Annotated in this window: 25 protein-coding genes; 18 read left to right on the forward strand and 7 right to left on the reverse strand. The window is 30.1% G+C overall.

Annotated features, from left to right (window positions below; genetic code table 11):
• Positions 1–5 precede the first annotated feature (5 nt).
• The 16 genes from map to EO083_RS02415 all read left to right on the forward strand — a co-directional run bounded on the left by map (position 6) and on the right by EO083_RS02415 (position 10,939).
• The gene (gene map, locus EO083_RS02340; protein WP_126992598.1) at positions 6–773 is read left to right on the forward strand and encodes a type I methionyl aminopeptidase; all 768 of its coding nucleotides are present in this window, start codon (positions 6–8) and stop codon (positions 771–773) included.
• Positions 757–987, forward strand: coding sequence for a translation initiation factor IF-1 (infA, locus tag EO083_RS02345; protein ID WP_038042330.1), 231 nt, complete (start codon positions 757–759; stop codon positions 985–987). Before map ends, infA begins: the two co-directional genes overlap by 17 nt.
• 20 nt (positions 988–1,007) lie before the next feature.
• Entirely contained in the window at positions 1,008–1,124 is a 117-nt protein-coding gene (gene rpmJ, locus EO083_RS02350; RefSeq protein WP_012057198.1) for a 50S ribosomal protein L36, read from the forward strand.
• Positions 1,125–1,136: 12 nt separating this feature from the next.
• Positions 1,137–1,505, forward strand: coding sequence for a 30S ribosomal protein S13 (rpsM, locus tag EO083_RS02355; protein WP_004101491.1), 369 nt, complete (start codon positions 1,137–1,139; stop codon positions 1,503–1,505).
• A 12-nt stretch (positions 1,506–1,517) separates the two neighbouring features.
• Positions 1,518–1,907, forward strand: coding sequence for a 30S ribosomal protein S11 (rpsK, locus tag EO083_RS02360; protein ID WP_126992599.1), 390 nt, complete (start codon positions 1,518–1,520; stop codon positions 1,905–1,907).
• A 13-nt stretch (positions 1,908–1,920) separates the two neighbouring features.
• Positions 1,921–2,550, forward strand: coding sequence for a 30S ribosomal protein S4 (gene rpsD, locus EO083_RS02365; RefSeq protein ID WP_004101494.1), 630 nt, complete (start codon positions 1,921–1,923; stop codon positions 2,548–2,550).
• Between the two features lie 6 nt (positions 2,551–2,556).
• On the forward strand, positions 2,557–3,546 hold the full coding sequence (locus EO083_RS02370) for a DNA-directed RNA polymerase subunit alpha (protein WP_126992600.1): 990 nt from the start codon (positions 2,557–2,559) through the stop codon (positions 3,544–3,546).
• Position 3,547: 1 nt separating this feature from the next.
• Positions 3,548–3,931, forward strand: a complete 384-nt coding sequence (rplQ, locus tag EO083_RS02375) for a 50S ribosomal protein L17 (RefSeq protein ID WP_004101498.1) — start codon at positions 3,548–3,550, stop codon at positions 3,929–3,931.
• Positions 3,932–3,970: 39 nt separating this feature from the next.
• Positions 3,971–5,278 (forward strand): trigger factor, encoded by a 1,308-nt coding sequence (locus EO083_RS02380; protein ID WP_126992601.1) that lies wholly within the window; start codon positions 3,971–3,973, stop codon positions 5,276–5,278.
• The gene (gene clpP, locus EO083_RS02385) at positions 5,262–5,867 is read left to right on the forward strand and encodes an ATP-dependent Clp endopeptidase proteolytic subunit ClpP (protein WP_126992602.1); all 606 of its coding nucleotides are present in this window, start codon (positions 5,262–5,264) and stop codon (positions 5,865–5,867) included. Before EO083_RS02380 ends, clpP begins: the two co-directional genes overlap by 17 nt.
• Before the next feature lie 48 nt (positions 5,868–5,915).
• Positions 5,916–6,674 carry a YebC/PmpR family DNA-binding transcriptional regulator gene (locus EO083_RS02390; RefSeq protein ID WP_126992603.1) on the forward strand — a complete coding sequence of 253 codons (759 nt, stop codon included), beginning with the start codon at positions 5,916–5,918 and terminating at the stop codon, positions 6,672–6,674.
• A 1-nt stretch (position 6,675) separates the two neighbouring features.
• Positions 6,676–7,395, forward strand: coding sequence for a hypothetical protein (locus EO083_RS02395; RefSeq protein WP_126992604.1), 720 nt, complete (start codon positions 6,676–6,678; stop codon positions 7,393–7,395).
• A complete protein-coding gene (locus EO083_RS02400) occupies positions 7,334–8,188 on the forward strand; it encodes a CheR family methyltransferase (RefSeq protein WP_126992605.1) in 855 nt (284 codons plus the stop codon). The genes EO083_RS02395 and EO083_RS02400 overlap by 62 nt, the downstream gene beginning before the upstream one ends.
• A 9-nt stretch (positions 8,189–8,197) precedes the next feature.
• Positions 8,198–8,746: a signal peptidase II gene (gene lspA, locus EO083_RS09930; protein ID WP_126992606.1), complete on the forward strand. Its 549-nt coding sequence runs from the start codon at positions 8,198–8,200 to the stop codon at positions 8,744–8,746.
• Positions 8,655–9,533, forward strand: a complete 879-nt coding sequence (locus EO083_RS02410) for an RluA family pseudouridine synthase (RefSeq protein ID WP_241229950.1) — start codon at positions 8,655–8,657, stop codon at positions 9,531–9,533. Before lspA ends, EO083_RS02410 begins: the two co-directional genes overlap by 92 nt.
• Before the next feature lie 86 nt (positions 9,534–9,619).
• Positions 9,620–10,939 (forward strand): glutamine synthetase family protein, encoded by a 1,320-nt coding sequence (locus EO083_RS02415; RefSeq protein WP_126992608.1) that lies wholly within the window; start codon positions 9,620–9,622, stop codon positions 10,937–10,939.
• A 20-nt stretch (positions 10,940–10,959) separates the two neighbouring features.
• On the opposite strand, the gene EO083_RS02420 is transcribed toward EO083_RS02415, so the two are convergent.
• The 7 genes from EO083_RS02420 to EO083_RS02450 are packed head-to-tail and all read right to left on the reverse strand — an operon-like array spanning position 10,960 to position 19,430.
• Positions 10,960–11,868: an MJ1477/TM1410 family putative glycoside hydrolase gene (locus tag EO083_RS02420; protein WP_126992609.1), complete on the reverse strand. Its 909-nt coding sequence runs from the start codon at positions 11,866–11,868 to the stop codon at positions 10,960–10,962.
• A 4-nt stretch (positions 11,869–11,872) separates the two neighbouring features.
• On the reverse strand, positions 11,873–14,140 hold the full coding sequence (locus EO083_RS02425; RefSeq protein ID WP_126992610.1) for a DUF2194 domain-containing protein: 2,268 nt from the start codon (positions 14,138–14,140) through the stop codon (positions 11,873–11,875).
• Positions 14,137–15,534, reverse strand: a complete 1,398-nt coding sequence (gene pelG / locus EO083_RS02430) for an exopolysaccharide Pel transporter PelG (RefSeq protein WP_126992611.1) — start codon at positions 15,532–15,534, stop codon at positions 14,137–14,139. Before pelG ends, EO083_RS02425 begins: the two co-directional genes overlap by 4 nt.
• Positions 15,535–16,950 (reverse strand): GT4 family glycosyltransferase PelF, encoded by a 1,416-nt coding sequence (gene pelF, locus EO083_RS02435; RefSeq protein ID WP_241229933.1) that lies wholly within the window; start codon positions 16,948–16,950, stop codon positions 15,535–15,537. It lies immediately after the preceding gene.
• Positions 16,943–17,338 (reverse strand): hypothetical protein, encoded by a 396-nt coding sequence (locus EO083_RS02440; RefSeq protein ID WP_126992613.1) that lies wholly within the window; start codon positions 17,336–17,338, stop codon positions 16,943–16,945. Before EO083_RS02440 ends, pelF begins: the two co-directional genes overlap by 8 nt.
• A gap of 2 nt (positions 17,339–17,340) precedes the next feature.
• The gene (locus EO083_RS02445) at positions 17,341–18,231 is read right to left on the reverse strand and encodes a hypothetical protein (protein WP_126992614.1); all 891 of its coding nucleotides are present in this window, start codon (positions 18,229–18,231) and stop codon (positions 17,341–17,343) included.
• On the reverse strand, positions 18,228–19,430 hold the full coding sequence (locus tag EO083_RS02450) for a hypothetical protein (RefSeq protein WP_126992615.1): 1,203 nt from the start codon (positions 19,428–19,430) through the stop codon (positions 18,228–18,230). The genes EO083_RS02445 and EO083_RS02450 overlap by 4 nt, the downstream gene beginning before the upstream one ends.
• A gap of 459 nt (positions 19,431–19,889) precedes the next feature.
• On the opposite strand from EO083_RS02450, the gene EO083_RS02455 reads away from it, so the two are divergent.
• Positions 19,890–21,197: an HD-GYP domain-containing protein gene (locus EO083_RS02455; RefSeq protein ID WP_126992616.1), complete on the forward strand. Its 1,308-nt coding sequence runs from the start codon at positions 19,890–19,892 to the stop codon at positions 21,195–21,197.
• Positions 21,194–21,673 carry a DUF5317 family protein gene (locus EO083_RS02460; RefSeq protein WP_126992617.1) on the forward strand — a complete coding sequence of 160 codons (480 nt, stop codon included), beginning with the start codon at positions 21,194–21,196 and terminating at the stop codon, positions 21,671–21,673. Before EO083_RS02455 ends, EO083_RS02460 begins: the two co-directional genes overlap by 4 nt.
• Positions 21,674–21,686: the final 13 nt, after the last annotated feature.

Below are 21,686 nucleotides of genomic sequence, written 5' to 3' on the forward strand. Positions count from 1 at the left end.
GGAAGTTGATTTATATTAAATCTAAGGAAGAAATTAAAAAGATAAAAATAGCTTCTCAAGCGGTTGGAACAATATTATCCGAGGCTAAAAAAGTAGCAGTTGAAGGAGCAAGCGCTTGGGATGTTGAGCTTCTTGCTGAAAAAATTTTGAAAGAATTGAAATGTGCTCCTGCATTTAAAGGTTATAATGGTTATCCATATATTACAACTGTTTCAGTAAATGACGAAGTTATTCATGGTTTTCCATTGAAAAAGAAAGTATTTAAAAAAGGAGATATAGTTTCAATAGATGTTGGAGCAATATATGAAGGGTACTATGGTGATGGAGCGTATACGTATATAATCGGTGAAACAGATGAAATTGGTACAAAGTTAGTAGAAGTCACAAAAAAGTCTTTGGAAATAGCTATAGAGACTGTAAGAGCTGGAATTAGATTAGGAGATGTATCATACGAGATACAAAAATATGTTGAAGAAAATGGATTTAATGTTGTTAGAGATTTTGTGGGGCATGGAGTCGGAAAAAAATTACATGAAGATCCTCAAATACCAAATTATGGTAAAAAAGGAACGGGAGTAATACTCAGAGAAGGTATGACAATTGCTATAGAACCAATGGTTACTGAAGGCGGCTGGCACGTAGTAATTTTGGATGATGGTTGGACTGTAGTTACAAAAGATGGAAAAAGAGCGGCACATTTCGAGCACACATTGTTAGTGAAAAAGGATGGATGTGAAGTTTTAACCCGGCGGGGTGATGGATTTGTCGAATAAGGAAGATATTATCAAGATGGAAGGTACAATTGTTGAGGCTTTACCTAATGCAATGTTTAGAGTAGAGCTTGAAAACGGCCACAAAATTTTGGCACATATCAGTGGAAAAATGCGGAAGAATTTTATAAGGCTAGTGCCTGGAGACAAAGTTGTTGTTGAACTTACTATCTACGACTTAACTAAGGGAAGAATAGTCTATAGGAAAAAGTCATAAAAAGAAAGGAGAGAGGAATCATGAAAGTACAATCCTCAGTTAAGAAAAGATGCGAGCATTGTAAGATAATAAAGAGAAAAGGAAGAGTATACGTAATTTGTAAAGTAAATCCAAAGCATAATCAGAAGCAGGGTTGAGGAGGGAGATAGATGGCTCGTATCGTCGGTGTTGAAATACCAAACGACAAGAAGGTAGAAATAGCACTTACATATATATACGGTATTGGTAGAACAAGAGCAAAACAAATTTGTGAAGCAACAAATATTGATCCAGATAAAAGAGTTAGAGAATTAAACGATGAGGAAATAAGTAAAATAGCAACATACATTCAACAAAATTTCAAAGTTGAAGGTGAATTGAGAACAGAAGTTATGCAAAATATAAAAAGGCTAATTGACATTGGATGTTATAGAGGATTTAGACACAAATTGGGCTTGCCAGTTAGAGGTCAAAAAACAAAATCAAATGCAAGAACTAGAAAAGGTCCAAGACCAAGCAGAATTAAAAAGAAAAAATAGGGAGGGACATAAATGGCCAAAAAAACACGTAGAGTTGTCAAAAGAAAAAAGAAATTAGCAGTTGATCGTGGAGTAGTTCATATAAAATCAACATATAACAATACAATAATTACTTTGACCGATCCAGATGGTAAAGTAATCACCTGGGGTAGTGGAGGAACTGCCGGATTTCAAGGAACAAGAAAAGGTACTCCATATGCAGCACAGCTTGCAGCCGATCAGGTTGCTAAAGAAGCAGTCAAGCTTGGTATGAAAAAAGTTGACATTTTGGTAAAAGGTCCAGGTTCAGGAAGAGAAGCTGCAATAAGAACATTCCAAGCAGCTGGACTCGAGATAGGAGTAATAAAAGATGTTACACCAATTCCATTTAATGGCTGCAGGCCAAAGAAGAAAAGAGTTTAAGGGAGGGAAATAAATGGCTAGATATACAGGTCCACAATGTAAACTTTGCAGACGCGAAGGAATGAAGTTGTACCTGAAAGGTGAAAGGTGCTTTACAGATAAATGTGCTTTTGATAGAAGACCTTTTGCTCCAGGTGATCATGGAAGAGACAAGAAAAAATTAACTCAATATGGAATTCAATTAAGAGCTAAACAAACAATGAAGAGAATCTACGGAGTTCTTGAAACACAATTTAGAAGATATTATGAAACAGCTTCCAGAAAATCAGGAGATACCCGTGAAAATCTTGTAGTTCAAGTAGAGAGAAGACTCGATAACGTAGTATATAGACTTGGATTTGCAGTTAATAGAACAACTGCAAGACAACTAGTAAATCATGGCCATGTTTTGGTAAATGGTAGAAAGGTTACTATTCCTTCTTACCAGGTAAGACCAGGAGATGTAATAGAAATAAGGGAGAAGAGTAGAGATATTTTACCAGTTAAAAATGCAATTGAGTTGAATAAAGATAAAAATACAATGCCATGGCTCACAGTTGATTATGAAAATTATAAAGGTACATACGAAAGAAATCCAAAACTAGAAGAGGTTATTGATCTTCCAGTTGATGTACAAGCAATTATCGAATTGTACTCGAGGTGATAAAATATGGAATTTGTTATGCCTAAAAGACTTAAGATGGAGGAGCACAAAGAATCGGATGATTACTATTATGCACGTTATGTGCTTTCTCCTCTTGAAAAAGGTTATGCTACAACAATTGGAAATACATTGAGAAGAGTTTTGCTATCTTCAATACCTTCTCTTGCAATAACGGACGTAAAATTTGTAAGGCCAGAAAAATATCATGAATTTGATACTATCGAAGGTGTAAAAGAAGATATTCTTGAGATTCTTTTAAATTTAAAAAAAGTTCAGCTTTCAATGGAAGATTATGTAGAAGAGCCTGTTGAGTTGACAATTCAACATAAAGGCGCTGGTGAGATAAAAGCAGGAGATATAATAGTCCCAGCAGGTGTGAGCGTAACAAATCCTAATTTACATATTGCAACTTTAAATGAAGATGCAGATTTGGAAATAAAGCTTTATGCAACTATAGGAAAAGGATTTGTGCCTGCAGCAGAAAGAAATGAAAAACCTGATATAGGTTGGATAGTTTTAGATGGAGTTTATAATCCAGTTTTAAAAGTTAACTGGATTGCAGAAAATGTTAGGGTTGGTAAAAAAACAGACTATGATAAGTTAGTATTGGAAATATGGACAAAGAAGAATATTAAGCCATCAGATGCATTAAAGAAAGCTGTTAAAATAATAAACGATCACTTTAGGATTATTGAAGAAAGTTTTGGAGAATTTGATGAGGAAAAGGATATTGCTGAAGTAAGCGAAGTAAGCGTAGTTGAAGAAGAGGTTGTTGATGAAAATGATATTTTAAGTAGAAAAATTGATGAGTTAGATTTATCAATGCGTGCACTAAATTGCTTAAAACGCGATAAAATTGAAACAATTGGTGATTTGTTGAGTAGAGGAGAAGAGGAACTATTGAAAATCAAAAATTTTGGTCAAAAATCACTTGATGAAGTAAAAGAAAAGTTGATGGAAAAGTTTGGGCTCAGCTTCGGAAAGGGGGAAAGTTGAAATGAGACATCGAATGAAAAGACACAGAATAGGTAGATATGGAAGCCATAGAAAAGCAACTTTAAGAAATCTCTCAAGAGAAATTGTTGAACACGGTAGTATAATTACAACAACTCCAAAAGCAAAGGCTGTACAAATTTTCTTTGAAAAATTAATGACAAAGGCTGTAAAAGCAAAAAAAGCTGATAAAAAGGAAAGAGAAGTTGCATTGAGAAGAGAAATATTCAAAGCACTTGGAGATAGAAGATTGGTAAACAAGTTAGTTGATGAAATTGCTCCAAAATACTTAGACAGACAAGGTGGATATACAGCAATTTATAAGGTTGGTCCAAGAAGAGGCGACGGTGCAGAAATGTCATTAATTAAGCTTGTAATAGAAGAGTAAGGGGGAATACCCCCTTTTTTACTCTTGAGGAGGTGCGGTATGGAAATTAAAGAACTTGGTGTTGATAAAAACATTGTGACAAAAGAATTTATATTTGATTCTGCAGAGATACAAAGAGCTGAAAAGAGAACATTAAATGAACTTAATAGAAAGTACACTATAGAGGGATTTAGGAAGGGTAAAGTTCCTCTTTCTGTTTTTAAAGCTAGATTTGGAAAAGATTTTTATGATTATTTTGTTTTCGAACAATTAGTTGAGGAAATATATAAATCTTTTGAGGAAGAGTCAAATTTGTTACTTATACCGGAAATTGCAGAAAAAGAAATAAATAGTGAAAGTGCAAGAATAGTTGTTAATTTTCACAAAAAACCAGTAGCTAAAGTAGATTTTGAGAAAATCAAGGTAAAAGTAGCAAACAAAGATCAAGTTTTAGAAAATTATCTTGATTTAAGATTAAAAACATTAAGAGAGGAAAATGCAGTATTAGAGCCTAAAGAAGGACCAGCAGAGTTTGACGATTTAGTAAGAGTTAAGACATACGTAACTAACAAAGAAACAGGTAAGGTTTTGGTTGATGGTAATGAAGATGAGTATGTACTTTATAAAGATGATGAAAGACCTACAATTCAAAATCTTATAGGACACATAAAAGGCGATGTTGTTGAGTTTGATAGAGAATTTCAAAAAGGTGAAGAAGAAAAAATAGTTTATCACTACAAAATAGAGATTTTAGATGTTTACAAGAGAATTCTTCCAGAACTTACCGATGAATTTGTAAAGAATAATTTAACTGAAATGCATTTAGAGACACTTGATGAGTTGAAAAATAAAATTTTAGAAGAAGGTACAAAAATATACGATGATGAAATAAAGCATTCAATTAGAGAACAAATTCTTGCACAACTTCCAGAAGCAACAGAATTGTTTATTTCAGAAAAAACAATTGATTATGCAGTAAGATTGATTGTAAGTAACATGAAAGAGGAAGGGAAATACGAAGAGTACGTAAAAAAATATGATAATGAAGAAAAGGCTAAAGAAGCAATTAGAGAATACTATGTTAGCGAATTGAAAAAGGAAGCAGCAATTGAAAAAATTGCTAAAGAATACAATATTGAAAGAAAAGCAACTGATGAAGAGCTTGAAAAATATGCAGAAATTCTTGCTCCATATTGGGGTATTAGTGTTGAAAGAGCAAAAGTATTAGTTAAAGAAAGAGCAGAAGTAAGAAATGAAGTAGAAAATATGATTTTTGTTGATAAGGTTTTAGATAAGATTTCAGAAAATGTTGAGAGGGAAATTGTTGATATAAACAAAGAAGGTGGCGAGGATGAAGGAAATAATTAATCAGTATGTTCCAATGGTTGTTGAAAGCAACGGAAAATATGAAAGAGCATACGATATATACTCAAGACTACTTAAAGATAGAATAGTATTTTTAGGAAGTGCAATAGATGATCATGTTGCTAATTTGGTTGTAGCCCAACTTTTGTTTTTAGAAGCAGAAGATCCTGATAAAGATATTCAACTTTATATAAATTCACCTGGTGGTTCTGTAAGTGCAGGGCTTGCTATATATGATACAATGCAGTATATAAAATGTGATGTTGCTACAATTTGTATAGGGCAAGCAGCATCTATGGGAGCTGTTTTGCTTGCTGGAGGTACAAAAGGAAAGAGATTTTCTTTGCCAAATAGCAGAATAATGATTCATCAACCACTAGGTGGGGCAGAAGGTCCTGCAAAAGATGTGGAGATAATGACAAAGGAGCTTTTAAGAATAAAAAATAAAATTAATGAGATACTAAGTTTTCATACAGGCCAACCAATCGAAAGAATTGAAAAAGATACAGATAGAGACTTTTTTATGACAGCTGAAGAAGCTTTGGAATACGGTTTGATAGATAAAGTTATAAAACCGGAAGATAGAAAATGATTTATGGTATAATGTAGATGATAAGGATTTTTTGAAGGAGGTAAAAAAATGTCAGGTCACAACAAGTGGGCAAATATTAAGCACAGAAAAGCTGCCCAAGATGCGAAAAAATCAAAGATCTTTACAAAGTTGATTAGGGAGATTATAGTTGCTGCTAGAGAAGGTGGGGGAGATCCAGAAACAAACCCAAGATTAAGGGCAGTCTTGGAAAGAGCAAGAGCAGCAAATATGCCTAAAGATACAATTGAAAAGTCAATTAAGAAAGGTACCGGAGAATTAGAAGGTGTAGATTATCAAGAAATCATATATGAGGCATACGCTCCAGCTGGAGTGGCACTTTACATTTATGCAATGACAGATAATAAAAATAGAACGGCTCAAGAATTGAGACACCTTTTAAGTAAACACGGTGGTTCATTAGCAGAAAGTGGTTCAGTTGCATGGATATTTGAAAGAAAAGGAATCATTGAAATTCCAAAAGAGAAAATTGCTGATTTTGAAGAATTTGCAATGGTTGCAATCGATGCTGGTGCAGAAGACATAATTGAAGATGATCCAATTCAAGTTATTACAACTCCTGATATGTTAACTGAAGTAAAGGATAAATTAGCAGAAAACGGTTTTGAAGGTGAAGCAAAAGTAACATTTATTCCAAAAAATACTGTTAAAGTAACAGGTGCAGATGCTGAAAAAGTATTGAAATTGGTTAGTGTTCTTGAAGATAATGATGATGTACAGGAAGTTTATGCAAACTTTGAAATTGATGATAAAGAGCTTGAAGAAATAATGTCAAAACTAGAAGGATAAGATGAAAAAAATTGTAATATTTTTCTTTTTATTTCCTCTAACAATTTTTTCAAATATTTTAGGTTTTTGGGTTGATCCATTTAATGTATTATATGGATTTAGTATAAGTCAAAATATAGAATTTTGGAATATAAAGGCCCTGCTTCGTTATGATTTGCCTGTTAAATGGGAGCAGGGCTTTCCATTATTGAGACCAGAACAATTAAATATTAATTTTGAATTATATTCTGAAACATACTCGGTTGAGTATGGTTATTTTCATAAGAAGATACCATTTTATGTAAGTGTAAATCCTTATGAAAAAAATTTAAATATTGTTTGGGGATTTACTGGCTTTTATGGCAATTATAGTTACTTTAATAGTGATATTTTTGATTTTATATTTAACGAAGATATGTATGGCTTTGCGTTAAAATATAGTGATTATAGAGTCTTTTTTGAAAATAGTACGGAAAATATTTTTGGGTTTGAATATAATGGTATAGTTGTTTATTTTGATAAATTTGGTTTAGAATTTGCATTAAATATTAACAATGAAAACATGGGATTTTATTTTGTGCCAGTTAATGGAAAATTTGGATTTGTATTAAAAGACAATGAAAATTTTTTATTTTTAAACGATGATGAGGTAAATTTTAAATGGAAATGGGGTGAAATATATGTCATTGGAGGATTTCAAAAAGAAAAGAGACAGTTTTCAATTGAATTCTCTATCTGGTAATACACAAGAATTTTCAATGGAAGAATTTAACTGGTTTTTAGAAGTTGTGAAAAAAGATTTCAATTTTGATCTTACAGGTTATAAACCACATAGAGTTAAAAGAAGAATAGAGATGTTAATTAGAAAGTATGGTTTAAAGTCATACAAGGAGTATTATGAACTTATAAAAAAAGATGAAAAAAAGAAGGAAGAATTTTTTGATAGGATGACTATAAATGTTACTGAGTTTTTTAGAAACCCAGAAAAATGGTGGGAACTTAGAGATAAATTTATACCTGAACTTTTGAAAGAAAGTGGTTCAAAATTTAAGGCTTGGAGTGCAGGATGTTCAACAGGAGAAGAACCATACTCTCTTGCAATACTTCTTGAAGAACTCAAGGCACCATCTACTGCAAAAGTTCATGCAACAGATATCGACATTGGTGTTCTTACTAAGGCAAGAATGGGTGAATATGAGGAAAGATCATTTGTAAGTACTCCACCACAATATTTAAAAAAATATTTTGAAGTAACTAGTAGAGGAACATACAGAGTAAAACAAAATGTGAAAAATAGAGTTATTTTTAAAAGGCACAACCTTCTCCAAGATAGATTTGAAACTGGATATGATTTGATTCTTTGTAGGAATGTTGTTATATATTTTGAAATGGAGACAAAAATGGAATTGTATGAAAAATTTGCAAAATCCCTTAGGCCAGGTGGAATATTGTTTATTGGAAATACAGAAAGAATTTTTAATTACAGACAACTTGGATTTGAAGTTGCATCACCATTTATATACAGGAAACTGTGAGGTGGTTTTTTGTTCTGGCTTACTCTTGCTTTTGTTATTGATCAAATTACAAAATATATTGCAACAGAGTATTGGAGATTTAATCCAACGCGGCTTTTTAACTTTTTTTATTTAACGTATGCAACAAACAAAGGCGTGGCGTTTGGTTTGTTTTCAAGCTCTAAGGAAATAGTTATTTATTTAACACTTGTGATTATTATTGGTCTTTCAATTATACCGCTTTTTAAGAAGTTAACTTTCTGGACAAATATGTTTTTAGGATTTATTATAGGCGGAGCGCTTGGCAACGTTGTTGATAGAATAAGATTTGGTTATGTTGTAGATTTTATTACTATGCCTTACTGGCCGACTATTTATAACCTAGCGGATTTTTTTATTTTGGTTGGTGGAATTGGTATAGGATTAGTACTTCTTTGGAGGAGAGATATTGGAGATCAACGTAACAGCGAGGGAGAAAGGTTGGAGACTGGACAAATTCGTTCAGGAGAAAGCACCGAGTTGGATTTCAAGAACGTACATTCAGAAAGCAATAAAGAGTGGGGAGATAAGAGTAAATGATGAAATAAAAAAACCAAGTTATAAATTAAAACTTGGTGATGTTGTTTTTTTGGAATTTCCAGAAAAGCCTAAAGAAGTAGAAATTTTGCCAGAAAACATTCCATTGGATATTTTATATGAAGATAAAGATATTATTGTTGTAAACAAAAGTGCGGGAATGATAACCCATCCAACACCATCTTTTACATCTGGCACGCTTGTAAATGCATTAATGTATCATTGCAAAGATTTTCAAGGTATAAGTGGGGAATTGAGACCTGGAATAGTACATCGCCTTGATAAGGATACAAGCGGTGTTATTGTAGTTGCAAAAAATGATAAGGCTCATCAGAGTTTATCAAAGCAATTTAAAGATCGAGTAACCGAGAAAGTTTATGCGGCAATTGTAAAAGGTATAGTAAAAAAAGATTATGGAACTATAGAAGTTCCAATTGGGAGAAATCCGGTGGTAAGAACCAAGATGGCCGCAGTTGATTGGGGCAAAAATGCACTTACATATTTTAAGGTATTAAAAAGATTTAAAGATGCAACACTTGTTTTTGCATTTCCTAAAACCGGAAGAACACACCAAATAAGGATACACATGAAATACTTAGGCCATCCGTTATTAGGTGATGAGTTATACGGTAGTGGAAAAAAAGATGACATTTATGGCGCTACAAGACAAATGCTTCATGCATTAAAACTCTCTTTTTATCATCCCACAACAAAAGAAAAAATGACATTTGTAGCTCCTCTTCCAGAAGATTTTAAAAGAGTTTTAAAGATTTTGTCTGAAATTTATTGATTTTTAGCGATAATGTGTTATAATTGAGCTATAAAGGCATTAAATGCCTTATTTTTCTTTTTTATTAATGTTAGGGGGTGTTATCTGTGGGAATTGACGAGATTTTCAGGATAATTGAAGATGAGAAAATCAGATTTGTAAGACTCCAGTTTTCCGATATTAACGGAGCTTTGAAGAATGTAGAAATTCCGTCTGCAGATTTGAAAAGGGCCTTTGAAAAAGGTATTATGTTTGACGGCTCATCAATTGAGGGGTTTGTTAGAATCAATGAATCTGATATGTATTTAAAACCAGATCCGGATACCTTTGCAATTTTACCGTGGACTCTTGAAGGACAAAGAAGTGCTAGAATTATTTGTGATGTTTACAAGCAAGATGGCACACCTTTTGAAGGGGACCCACGTTTTAGATTAAGAAAAGTGATGCAAGAAGCAAAAGATATGGGATTTGTCCCACATGCAGGTCCGGAGGTTGAATTTTTCCTTCTTCCAAGAAAGAACAATAAACCTTCGTTTGAGTTCTTGGATGAAGGTGGATATTTTGATCTTTTGCCAGTAGATATTGCAGAGCATTTAAGAAGTGAAGTTGCAGTTATGCTTGAGGAAATGGGGATAGATGTTGAAGCAACTCACCATGAGGTTGCACCGTCCCAACATGAAGTTGATTTTAGATACAGTAATGCACTTTCTGCGGCAGATGCAGTTCAAACAGTAAAGTTGGTTATAAAGACTTTAGCGATAAAAAATAATCTATATGCAACCTTTATGCCTAAACCATTTTTTGGTGTAAATGGTAGTGGTATGCACGTACACGTAAGTTTGCTGTCAACTGATTTGCAAAAAAATATGTTTTTTGATGAAAAGAGGGGAGACATTTCTGAATATATGAGATACTTTATTGGTGGAATATTAAAATATTCAAAGTCAATTACTGCTGTTACCAATCCGACAATTAATAGTTATAAAAGGCTTGTTCCAGGATACGAAGCACCGGTAAATATTGCATGGTCTCTTGCAAATAGATCAGCACTCGTTAGAGTTCCTGCGGCAAGGGGAATGGGAACAAGAATTGAATATAGATCTCCAGATCCTTCTTGTAATCCTTACCTTGCATTAGCAGTGATAATTAAAGCGGGGTTACAGGGAATAAAAGATAAAATAGAGCCACCTCTTCCAGTTGAAAAGGATATTTATCACATGAAAGAAGAAGAAAAGGATAATTTTGGAATTGATCATTTACCTTCAAATTTGAAAGAAGCTTTAGATGAAATGGAAAAATGCGAGCTAATAAAAGAAGCTTTGGGAGAGCATATTTTCAATAAATTTTTAGAGATGAAAAAACTTGAGTGGAAAGATTTTTCAATTGCAGTTACAGAATGGGAAAGGCAAAGATATGAAATAATATAATATAAAATAAGGAGGCCAACTTATTTGGCCTCTTTTTCTTTAAAATATTTAAGTCCACCAGAAATATCAGAAAGTTTTTTATTTTTATTTGCTGGATATCCAAAAAAATTATGTTTTTTGCATAACTCGATAAATTCATTTATTATTTTACTGTTGTCATAAAAGGGTGAAAATATATAATCTGTAACTAGAACAAATTTACCTTGATTTTGAATTTTTTGTATGTATTTTAGCCTATTTAAAGTAATTTTTTCATTAATTCTTTTTGTGTATTTAAAGAATAAAGATTCTATTCCTATACCATCGATAGCATTTATATAATTGTTTAAAAGATCGTAATCTAATATATTTTCCCCGTTTTGTGGAACGACTAAAAATTTTCCTTTACTTTTGACATAATTTGAGATTTGAAAGACAAAGTCAATCATCTGTAATGCTGTAAATTCTTTTGGGTATCCATTTTCTGACCAATAAACAAATGAATCAATTAGATCGAGGTAGAGACCGTCTACTTCATATTTCAAGATTTCATCAATCATATTAAAAACAATATTTTGCCATTCTTTATACCAATACTTTACCTTGTAATTTCCAGGCCAATTTTGGTTTTCACTTCCTAGCCACTCAGGCGGATTTTTATACCACTCTTTTTTCCAGTAGCTTCTATAATCTTCGGCTTCACCTATGCTTAAGTAAGAAAGAATTGTTGTTCCATTTTCCTTAAGCTTTTTAATATAGTATATATCCTTTTCATCAATATCTTGGACATCAATAATCAAAAATTTAGGCTTGTAGTATGCATAGATTGTTCTTAAATTAATTTTTTGAAGTTGATATATAAGAGGTACCTCAACTCTTTCAATGGATAATGGTTGTATGATTAAAAAGAGTAGTATTCCAATCGTAAGTAGCTTAATAATATCTTCCACGTCTTCACCTCAAAAAGAAAATTTTCATTCTTGTCCCTTGCATTTGGATTATGTATATATCATTTTCTAGATAAAAAGAAACAATTTTACCTCCAATTATTTTTTCTACAGGGAGTTTAGTTTTTAAAAGAAAGTATTTGGGCATTAGTGAATAATTTGGAATTGTTATTTCTATATAATTTTCATTTATCTTGTATTCGTATTTTTGAGTTAAATAATCAAGAAAGTAAGGATATGCTTCAGAAGCTGTATAATTTTTTAGCCAAGGCATTTTTGATTTTATCTTATAGTAAAATTTGTCGAGTATCGATATTAATTCATCCCAATCTTTTTGCATTGGATTTCTATCTTTTGCAAAAAAATCATCGGGATGTATAAAGTGTTGAAAGCTTCCAAAATTTGCAAGTGTATTTATACTAGAAATAAGGATTCTTTTTAATGGATAATAACCGTATGTAGTTCTTGGTATGATCACAACGTTGTTATTGTAAATCATATATTCTGAAAATTCATCTGTAGAGCTATACGTTGTCCCTATAGTGGTAACTTCAGGTAAGGCTTTTATAAGGTTTTGAACGCCATATTCATCTATTATGTTATTTGGTGCTACATAGCTATTTAAAAATATTTTATGACCCAATATTGATTCTAAGAATTTTTTAGATGCTTTTAAACTTTCAATTATGTTTTGAGGATTTGGCCAATTTTTCTTTGTTAAGGATAGATGATTATATCCGTGGAGTCCTAATTCAAAATCTGAGTTATCTATTTCTATGAGAGTATCTTTTGGGAAATGAGTTATTAGATATTCGGAAAATTCAAAAGGAGGATTGCTAACTCCATTATAACTTAACGGTGTTACTATTGTATATTTAATGTTGTAACTTTTTGCAAAAGCTTTTATATCTTTCCACCACGTCTTATAGTAAAAATCTGTGTCTATTACATCTCTTTTTGATACATTATATGAGGGGATTGGAAAATCATCAAGATAAAATATAAAAGAATTAAGAAATCCAGATATATTAAAATCCTGCATTTCAAGAATACACTGAAGAATTAATCCTCTTGTTTCCTTCATTATTATTGGTGGATATATATAACCTATGTATCCCTTTCCTTCTTTTTTGTACCAAACGGCTGGGATAGGTTTGCTTCCAACAAGATTTGCAAGTACTATGTTTGAGGCGTCAAGATCAACATTAAAGTCAATATCAAAATCTATATCAAATTCGCAACCTTCATCTGTATTTGACAAGAAAAATAACTTTTTATTGAATAATATCTTTTTTATGTTGTTTTTCTCAGTAACTATATTGTTATTCCATGGAGTATTATAAAGATCTGTTATAAATAAAAATGTTCCACCGTTATTTATAAATCTTTTAATAGTTTTAGTAGTTATAAATTTTGAATCAGTTATCCATATTATATATCTAAAAGGTGTAAGATCTATATATGAATGGTCAAAAAATTTTTCAACGTAAACTGTTTCAAAATTTATTTTTGCATATTCAAGTAATTTTTTTAGTTGAAATTGTTTTTCAAGATAGAATTCTTTGTCATATTTATCGCAAACAACTAAAATTTTATTTTCCCTTCCAACTTTTTTGTTTGTAAGATAGTGTAATATTTTTTGAATATCTAGTATAACATTTCCTTCTTTGTCGATAAAACTGTTGAATATTGCACCACCGCCGTTTTTTGAGAGAAAAATCATTGGATACTTCTTTTTATCAATTGTTTTAAAAGAAAGTATTATTTTTGTGTCTTTACTGAATACTTCGTATTCTTCAACTGGCCTGCTTATATCAGTGCTTGGAGACGTTTTAAAAAAGTTTCTTTCGTATTCTATCTGATAATTAGTTAATTGTTTGTATCCATATTTGTAATGTATTCCAATTTTGTTGAAAACATTATTTAATTCCCTTGCATCTGCATTTGCACCAATATTGTTAAAAAAGAAAAAAGTTCCACCATTTTCTATAAATATTGAAAGCTGCCTAAGATATAATACAGAGTTTTCAAGATCATTTGAATAATACCAAGTTATTATTGTTGAAAAGTCATTAGAGTTTATGCGGTAAAAGTTCATTCTTTCAACATCAAGTAATTCATAGTTTATTTTATTTTTCTCAAGATAGGGAATTACATAGTCCTTTAACATGTATTCTCCATATTGTTCAGAGCCCTTATAGAGCAGAAGAAACTTTTTTTGTGAAAATGTAATAATACTAATTACCACTAAAAATATTATTAATACTTTTTTCATTTTAACTCCTCCCTAATTTGTTCTAGTTCGTTTAACCTTAGATAGTATCCTTCTTCAAGATCAACCTTTTGTCTTGAATATTCTATTTGTATAATTTTGTTGACTCTTTTTTTGAGCAAGTTATATGAAATAAAGGTTCCAATTGCAAATGAAAATGCATAACCTGAACCAAGGGCTGCATACCCAATTTTGTTTATAAATATAGTACTTAGTAGAGCATTTAAACCTAAGACACTTAGATTTATTGCAAGGGCAAGATTTCTAAAATCAAAATAAAGTATTAACAAAAGCATCATTAAATAAAATCCATTAAGCATGGCACCTATTAATCCAAGACGAAGTATAGGTTTTGAAAGTTGATTAGAAAATGGTAGCAACTCAAGCTCGTTAAGGATGAAGAATACTGTTGTTATAAGTGCTTGAATTTTTATTGTAAGACTTATATTTTGCTTTAATTCTTTTTCCATAGAGTTTTTTAATAGAATTATTTCAGATAAAACGTGACCTTTGATCAAAGAGTCATAAAAACTTTTGTATTTTTTGTAGAATCTAGTTTCTAAAACAAGAATAAACATTGTTATTGTTGGAATTATAGTAAGATAAGAAAAAAACATTGGACTATCATATACATATGAAAATTTAAATCCACTAATTGGTTCTTCACCAAATTTTGGATGATTCCAAACTATTATGTCGTCTATCCATATTGAAAGATAGTAAGTAAAACCAATTAATAGGTTTTGCCAGTAGTTTTTAACTTCTTTCAGCCATTCAAAGGAAATTTTTTTTGAACTTGAACCAAAATAATAAATAATTACGAATACATTTATTATTATTCCTATATTTACTGCGATTGCATAACCTATAATTCCAAAATATTTTGCTAGGATTATTGAAGAAATGCCCATAGTTAAATATGAAAATATATACCAATTTATTGAATCAGTGGCAAGTGATGATACCGATATTAACCATAATGTTATAAGTGAAGTGGTTAAATAGGAAAAGGAAAGAATGAATTTGATGTCGTGTTTAAAGATTAGAAAAAATATTAGAAGATAAGTAATTACAATTAAGTTATTTACTAGGATTATTGAAAGTGTTTCAGGAAGTATTTTTTCATATTTTTTCGAATATATAAGATCTGAGGTTCTTCGTGAGAGAAACATGGAAAAAATACCAGAAAAGATAATCGAAAGTATGAATGCATATATAACAGCCATATTAAAGTATATATCTGCTGACTTTAAAGAATATATAACAACCCATAAAGATATAGTTGTTATTATCCAAGGTCCCGACGATGTTAAAATTGAATATATTACTGCAAGAACGTCTGTTGATATTTGATTTTTGTAAAATAATTTATTAAGTTTGAAGCCCACACCTGCCATTTATTTCACCACCGAAAGATACAGTTTTTTGTAGTTTTCTATCATTTGGTCTAATCTATACCTCATTTGGACACGTTTCTTTCCAGTTTCTGATGCGTTGAGTCTAAATTTATCATTTTCATACATATAAATTATTGCTTTTGCAAGTGATATAAAATCTTTTGGTTTTACTACAATTCCGGCAGGTGATATAAAATCTTCTTTGCTTCCATATATAAGTTCCCTGCATGCACCAACATTAGTAGATACTACTGGTATACCTACGGCAAATGCTTCTAATATTACAAGGGGTTGACCTTCGCTTACACTGGATAGAATCATTAAATTTAATTCTGGGTAATATTCTTTTACATCAACCATACCAGTAAATTCAACTGTATCTTGCAAATTTAGAATATCAACTAACTCTTTGCACTCTCTAAAGTATTCAGGCTCTTCATCTGTTGGTCCAATAATAAAGAGCTTAAAATCTTTTATTCTTTGCTTTACAATTTTTGCAGCCTTAATTGCTGTTTTAATATCCTTTATTTCCACAACGCGTCCAACTAGACCAACATTGAATGGAGATTTTCTTTTCCTATATGTAAGATTTGAAAATTTGTTAGTATCTATACCGTTGGGAATAATTAAGAATTTTTCTTCTATAGAACAAAATTCTTTTTCATATTTTTGGTTTTCACTGAATAGGGTTGTTATTTTTTCAGAGCCTTTGTAAACTACAGAACTTATTGTATTAAATAACTTAATCCAACCTGTTTTGAATTCTTCTTTTATCCAATCAGCTCTTAGGATTTCAAGCTGCCTTTCTCTATGATATATCCCATGCTCAGTAAGTATTACAGGGACATTGTATTTTAAACCATTTAGAATGGCCGAAATGCCAGCATAACCGGTTGTAATAGTATGATATACATCACACTTTGGAAGATCAACTGTCATAGAATTTAAAAATGGAATAAGCATTGAGTATAATGTCCAATAATAGTTTGTAAAGTTTTCATATGGAAGATACTTTTCGTAAAAGCTTACAATCGTGCCCCAATAATATTGAGATTTAAATATACTTGTAAAATCAAGAGAGGGATTTTTTTTAAATAATTCATATAGATTTTTGCCCATAAGGTTTTCATCAAAAGGATAAGAAATTATATTTTCCAAAGCATTTGTAATTTCTTTTCCTATTTTTCTTTTTTTATAAAATTTATAGTTTGCAAAAAGATAATATTCAAAATAATCTGTAACATTATTTGGAAGTTTATACTTTGGGATTTTCTTTTTTGGAACATCACCTACGTGGATAACACAAAACTCTACATCTTTCATATTTGAAATTAAAGAATTTCCCCAACTTGAGACGCCACCAACAATATAAGGATAAGTTCCTTCAAAAATTATTCCAACTTTCAATTTATTCACCCTCTATTAATTTTTGCAATTCTTCTTTTGAAATGTTTTTATGTTTAAGAATATAGAGACCTAACCTTTGTGTTGGGGTAAGATTAAGTCTTTCTAATTCATTGGTAAGGATTAAAAATTTAAGATTTTCAGCAAATTCGTGCTTTTTACTTTCTTTTAATATCGAAGATATTTCTATTAATTCTTCAACATCTTTGATATCATCTATTGTAAGATTGTTTTTTTTGTAAAGTTTGTCGTAAAGCTCAGTCATTTTAATATAAAGACTTCTTTTATCAAATGGAAGTTTTTTAAGTTCTTCAGCTGATGTTGCCTCAACTTGGTTTATATTAACAACAATGACTAAAAATATTAGTATTAATACCAGGCCAAAGAGTACTTTATCCAATTTTATCCCTCCAATAAAATTTTGAGACTTTCGTTTTTGAATGTGTATTTATAGCTATGGAATTCTGTTAACAACTCTTTTACCTTAGAATGTTTTCTATGTTTCAAATAATACAGTATAGCTATTTCAAAAAGTTCTCTAGATTTAATTTTTGCAAGTTTTAGTTCCAGTAGTTTTTCAATTTCTTCATGTCCTTCTAGATCTTCTAGAATTTTAATAAGTAGTGTAAGAGCATCAATATTGTATGGATATTTTTTAATAAAATCTTCTAGGAATTTTTTTGTACTATTTAACAATTCAATTTTTTGTTCTTTTTCTAAAAATGGAGAGTTTGCATAATAGTAAGAGTATCTAGCATAATCAACAGAATTTTTATCTTTTGATTCATATAGTTTTCTTAGTAAAATTTTTTCAAGATAATTTAAAGCTTCAGTTGCATAAAGAATTACATCTTGATCGTTTTCTTTGGATATTGTTGTATAGATCATTTTAAGACCTTCATTAAAATCAATTTCCTCTTTTGATGTAAGCTCTAAAATTAATCTTATGGCTTCTTTTTTTTGTCCCTTATCACCATATTTTAACATTACATGAAAAGGAGCAAGATCAATTGTTTTATAAGAAGGATTGATAGTTTCTATTGGCTTGTACTCAAAATCCAATGGTACGTAATGAGGTGTTTGCTCTTTTAAAATAAAAAATTGTATAAGTGGAAAATAAGGGAACATGAAAATTGAAAGGATTACTTGACATAAATCAAGCTTATATATAATTGTAATAAGAGCATTACCTACCAGATATAACAGAAAAAGAGTTAAGAAATATTCCTTATATATTAGAGAAAATAATCCAATTAAAAATAATATAAATTCGAGAACAAAGAATTTCCTCATTCTTTTGTATATGCCTCCTCGATTTCTATTTGTTTAAAATCTTTTAATTTATCTAGGACTCTTTTTAGTCCAATAGAATTACATGAGGTTAGAACTATTTTTAATTCTGAATTTTTTTCGTCAAAAAATACAAAATCTGTTTCGCGAATAAATTTTTTAATATTTTTTATGTTAGAGTTTTCTTTAATTTTTGCTTTTATAAATGAATAAGGAATTTTGAACCTTTCAAACCTTTCTTCAATCTTTTCAAAAATGAAATTGAATTTTTCAATATCGTTTTTAATTATTTGATTTTCAAGTTCTGATGAAACATATAACATGTTTGATAGCCAATCAGATAGTATTTTAAGATATGTTTCTGTGTTTTTGTTTATTTTTTCAGGGTCTATATTTTCTATAACTATAAACCCTAAGATCTTTCCCATATGTTCAATTTTTGAAGCCATGGCTGGTTCAAATGAAAAATCTATATCAACATTAGAAAGGTATAGTATGCTAGCGGAGGCAAAACCTAAATCTTTTGTGGTTAAAAGTACTTTGGATTTTTCAAGAGGGAAAGAATTTGGAAGGATTTGGGGGCCTTTTCTTACTTTTAATCTTAAAAAATCGTTATTGCTTAATGTATATATAGACACCGTTTTTGCTTCAATAAAGTCATAAATTAATTCAACAGCTTCGTTAAAAATATCTTCTGGATTATTGTATTCAATGTCCTTAAGTTTGTCGACAAATATAGAGACGCCTTTATTTTCCAGTAGTAATTTATTTTGCAAGTCATTTGTTAGATTTTCATATTTTCTAATGGTATCTTCTAATGTATCAATTTTTTTGGAAAGTATTTTTATTTTTTCCTCTTGTTCATTTATTGTTTGAACATAGCTATCTCTAAAAAACGCAATAAGAAAACCAAGGGAAAGAATGAAAAGTGGTATTTTTAACACTGGCCAAGAAAATAAAATTAAGTATACGTTTAGGCCATATTGAATATGTATAGATAAAAAGTAAAAAAATGTACTCAATGTTGCAGAAGCAAAGAATATATTTGTTCCGTATCTAATGGCAACATATAAATTTAATATTAGATAGGGATTAGGATTTACAGTAATATAACCATAGTTTTTAAATAATAAATCGAGGATAAATATTATTAGATTTATTATTGAAAGCTCAAGAAAGCTGTATAAACTTTTGCTTTGCATTTTTTTCACCATCCTAAAATATATTATACCAAAATAATTAAGTATTAATAATTTTTAAAGAAAATTAAAAGAAATAAAACTTTTATTACAATTTTTATTAGGAAAAAGTAGTTAAAATGTTTTAAAATAATATTAGAAAATGGTTGTAAAATAATTTTGGAAGATTCCATAGCTGTGTTGACAATAATGTAAATTAATTTTATAATAAATAACGAAAATGAATATTGTGATAATAATAAGTTTCAATTCTAAAACTTTGGAAAGGGGGAAGGGAGTTATGAAAAAAATTTGGAAAAAGGTGATAGTTTTTGCATTGGTGGCACTTCCATTTGTAATTTCAACAGTTGGAAACATTACTTTATGGCCAGGAAAAGGTGGAAAGTAGTTTAGTTTTTTTATTTGGATAGCTGCTGTGTTATAATCTTACTAAAGAGTCTAAAAGAAGTAGTAGGTGATGGGGTGAAGAAAAAGAAAGTAGCTTTAGATTTAAAAGAAAGTTTGGTTCATATATATAGTTTAGCTCTTGGGGCCATATATGTGGCCCTCTTGTTCTTTGCTATTAAAAAATACGGATTTGATTATTCAAATATAGATTTTTATCTTTTTTTTCTTTTTTCTTTATTCTTTGAGTTTATTCCTGTAAGGTTTCAAACCTTTTTTGAAAATAAATTTGATGATAAAGATATAGAATATGAGATGTATTTAAGTGCTGGGCTTATTGTTAGTGTTTTGTCTGCAATACATTTAAATATTTCTAATGCATTGATAATTCCTTTTTTAGTTTTCTTGGTTTTAAGATCTAATGTTTTATTTTCAAAAAATTATTATTACTTTATTTTTAATGTTTCATCGATCGGAATTTTGATCTTTTTATCTTTTAAGTTATATAATGTATTCCCTAATGTAATGAAAAATAATTTGATATTTTCATCATTTGTAGTTGCACTGATTTCAATTTTTTACTTTGTTATGAACCTTTTCTTTGTCTTTCTTATGTTAGTTTTTATGTATAAAAGTTTTTCAAAAGACTTTGTTTTTAAAATGATAGGTGAAGGAAGATTAACAAACTTTTTTTCAACGGCAATTAATACGGTTATAGTTTACATTTTGTATAAATTTATTGGTATTTCTGCAATTCCTGTCTCATTTTTTACAATTATAGGAATACAACTTGGAAATTATTATGCGACAAAATATAGACAAGCAAAGCTTGATTTACTTACTGCGCTTGCAAAGAGTTTGGAAGAAAAAGACAGCTATACATTTGGGCATGGTGAGAATGTAGCAAAGATTTCGATAGCAATAGCAAAGGAGTTAGGAATGCAGGATAAAGAGCTAAATTTGATAGAAATTGCAGGGCTTCTTCACGATGTTGGAAAGATTGGAATACCTGACTTTATAGTTACAAAAACCGGAAAATTAACCCGTGAAGAGTATGAAATAATGAAAGAACATCCAAAAAAAGGGTATGAAATTTTAAGTCAGATAACTGAATTTAAGGAAACAGTTGCAAAGTGGGTCTTACACCATCATGAAAGATGGGATGGAAAGGGTTATCCTGAAGGAATAAGTGGTGAAAAAATTCCATTAGAGTCTAGAATTTTAATGATAGCAGACGTTTATCATGCTTTAACAAGTGATAGGCCATATAGGGAGGCTTGGTCGAAAGAGCAAGCGATTGGGTTTATAAAAGATAATGCTGGTATCATGTTTGATCCTGAAATTGTAAATATATTTTTAAAATTAATAGAGGGTGGTAGTATATGATAGTATACATATTCTTGATAGCTTTTTTGATTTCTATATTTACGAAACGGATTAAACATGTAATAGAAAGAAATTATAGATATTTTTATTTATTTCCCATACCTTTTATTCTACAAATGATTCCAAGCTATAGAGAAATTTTAATGCCACTTTCTTTTGCATTTTTACTTGTTTTGTTGATATTAAACAAGCATATCCCTGGTTTTTCATTAATTTCAATTGGAACAATTTTAAATTCCTTTGTTATGATGATTAATAATTGGAGAATGCCAGTTTTAAGTTGCTGGGTTGAAAAATTTAATCTTCCTGTTGGTATGAGGCATTTAGTTGTAGATAACTTTTCTTGGAAATTATTTTTAGGTGATTGGATCCCAGTTATACTTCCATGGAGAGAATATTACGTAATTAGTATAGGGGATATATTTGTGTATGTTGGAGTTTTTTATTTTTTACTTAAAATAAATTCAAATAAGTAATTGAGTAATGTAA

Source organism: Thermosipho globiformans (assembly GCF_003990895.1).
GTDB classification, from domain to species: domain Bacteria; phylum Thermotogota; class Thermotogae; order Thermotogales; family Fervidobacteriaceae; genus Thermosipho; species Thermosipho japonicus.

Coding starts and splice junctions, on each gene's coding strand:
- infA (WP_038042330.1), top strand. CDS start 757: ATGGATTTGTCGAATAAGGAAGATATTATCAAGATGGAAGGTACAATT.
- rpmJ (WP_012057198.1), top strand. CDS start 1,008: ATGAAAGTACAATCCTCAGTTAAGAAAAGATGCGAGCATTGTAAGATA.
- rpsM (WP_004101491.1), top strand. CDS start 1,137: ATGGCTCGTATCGTCGGTGTTGAAATACCAAACGACAAGAAGGTAGAA.
- rpsK (WP_126992599.1), top strand. CDS start 1,518: ATGGCCAAAAAAACACGTAGAGTTGTCAAAAGAAAAAAGAAATTAGCA.
- rpsD (WP_004101494.1), top strand. CDS start 1,921: ATGGCTAGATATACAGGTCCACAATGTAAACTTTGCAGACGCGAAGGA.
- EO083_RS02370 (WP_126992600.1), top strand. CDS start 2,557: ATGGAATTTGTTATGCCTAAAAGACTTAAGATGGAGGAGCACAAAGAA.
- rplQ (WP_004101498.1), top strand. CDS start 3,548: ATGAGACATCGAATGAAAAGACACAGAATAGGTAGATATGGAAGCCAT.
- EO083_RS02380 (WP_126992601.1), top strand. CDS start 3,971: ATGGAAATTAAAGAACTTGGTGTTGATAAAAACATTGTGACAAAAGAA.
- clpP (WP_126992602.1), top strand. CDS start 5,262: ATGAAGGAAATAATTAATCAGTATGTTCCAATGGTTGTTGAAAGCAAC.
- EO083_RS02390 (WP_126992603.1), top strand. CDS start 5,916: ATGTCAGGTCACAACAAGTGGGCAAATATTAAGCACAGAAAAGCTGCC.
- EO083_RS02395 (WP_126992604.1), top strand. CDS start 6,676: ATGAAAAAAATTGTAATATTTTTCTTTTTATTTCCTCTAACAATTTTT.
- EO083_RS02400 (WP_126992605.1), top strand. CDS start 7,334: ATGTCATTGGAGGATTTCAAAAAGAAAAGAGACAGTTTTCAATTGAAT.
- EO083_RS02425 (WP_126992610.1), bottom strand. CDS start 14,140: ATGAAAAAAGTATTAATAATATTTTTAGTGGTAATTAGTATTATTACA.
- pelG (WP_126992611.1), bottom strand. CDS start 15,534: ATGGCAGGTGTGGGCTTCAAACTTAATAAATTATTTTACAAAAATCAA.
- EO083_RS02445 (WP_126992614.1), bottom strand. CDS start 18,231: ATGAGGAAATTCTTTGTTCTCGAATTTATATTATTTTTAATTGGATTA.
- EO083_RS02450 (WP_126992615.1), bottom strand. CDS start 19,430: ATGCAAAGCAAAAGTTTATACAGCTTTCTTGAGCTTTCAATAATAAAT.
- EO083_RS02460 (WP_126992617.1), top strand. CDS start 21,194: ATGATAGTATACATATTCTTGATAGCTTTTTTGATTTCTATATTTACG.